Here is a 1,367-nt window from a genome sequence, read left to right as displayed (position 1 = left end):
CCGCCCGCCGCCGCGACGTGCGAAGCAGGGAGTAGCGATGAGCAGCTGAGGGAGCTGCCAACGCCGCGGCGGGACCGGCGGCGTGACCTGGAGGGGCCCGCGGGCGTTCTCAGGGCGGCGGCCGGCCGCCGCCCCCGTCCGTCCACGGCTTCCCGAGAGGACTGCCGCGTGTCTCCCATTTTTTGCCCTCCGCACCAGCGGCCGCCCGCGCCGAGCCCTCCGCACGACGCGCTCGTCTGCGCCGCCATGCCGGCGTTCGCCGTCTCCGCACGCCACGGCCGGCTCGACGGCCACGGGCTCGAAGGGTTCTACCGGGCCGGGCGCCGGCTGGTCGGACGGCTGCGGCTGCGGGTGGGCGGCGTCGAGCCGCTGCCAGTGCAGGGGCGGCGGGCGGGAGCGGACCGGGTGCGCTTCGTGGGCACCGTGCGCACCGGCGCGGAGCCGGGGCCCGACCCGGCCGTGGTGGTGGAGCAGGTACGGCACGCCGCCGGTGTCGAGCGGATCACGCTGCACAGCAGCGCCACCCGGGCGCTGAAGCTGACGCTGGAGGCCGAGCTGGGTACGGACCTGGCGGAGCTGAGCGCGGTCGCCGCCGGCCGCGAGCGTCGCGAAGTCCCGGCCAGCGTCCACGAGTCGGGGCTGCGCTGGCGCCCGCTGCCGGCACCGGCGGACCCCGGCGGGCAACCGGACGCGGGTCCCGAAGGACGCGGGAGAGAGGAAGGGCGCAGCCCCGACTCGTGGACGCTGGCCGGGACTTCGCGACGCTCGCGGCCGGCGGCGACCGCGCTCAGCTCCGCCAGGTCCGTACCCAGCTCGGCCTCCAGCGTCAGCTTCAGCGCCCGGGTGGCGCTGCTGTGCAGCGTGATCCGCTCGACACCGGCGGCGTGCCGTACCTGCTCCACCACCACGGCCGGGTCGGGCCCCGGCTCCGCGCCGGTGCGCACGGTGCCCACGAAGCGCACCCGGTCCGCTCCCGCCCGCCGCCCCTGCACTGGCAGCGGCTCGACGCCGCCCACCCGCAGCCGCAGCCGTCCGACCAGCCGGCGCCCGGCCCGGTAGAACCCTTCGAGCCCGTGGCCGTCGAGCCGGCCGTGGCGTGCGGAGACGGCGAACGCCGGCATGGCGGCGCAGACGAGCGCGTCGTGCGGAGGGCTCGGCGCGGGCGGCCGCTGGTGCGGAGGGCAAAAAATGGGAGACACGCGGCAGTCCTCTCGGGAAGCCGTGGACGGACGGGGGCGGCGGCCGGCCGCCGCCCTGAGAACGCCCGCGGGCCCCTCCAGGTCACGCCGCCGGTCCCGCCGCGGCGTTGGCAGCTCCCTCAGCTGCTCATCGCTACTCCCTGCTTCGCACGTCGCGGCGGCGGGCGG

General features: G+C 77.8%; 2 pseudogenes. One reads left to right on the top strand and one right to left on the bottom strand.

Annotated features, from left to right (window positions below):
• Positions 1 to 246 precede the first annotated feature (246 nt).
• Positions 247 to 591: pseudogene (locus tag ABD317_RS36960) on the top strand (glycogen debranching N-terminal domain-containing protein); the annotation flags it as partial.
• 212 nt (positions 592 to 803) lie between these two features.
• Here ABD317_RS36960 and ABD317_RS36955 read toward each other — a convergent pair.
• Positions 804 to 1,121 (bottom strand): annotated as a pseudogene (locus ABD317_RS36955) (glycogen debranching N-terminal domain-containing protein); the annotation flags it as partial.
• Positions 1,122 to 1,367: the final 246 nt, after the last annotated feature.

This window comes from Streptomyces synnematoformans (assembly GCF_039531005.1).
Classification (GTDB): Bacteria; Actinomycetota; Actinomycetes; order Streptomycetales; family Streptomycetaceae; genus Streptomyces; species Streptomyces synnematoformans.
This window is presented reverse-complemented; position numbering and strand designations above follow the sequence as displayed.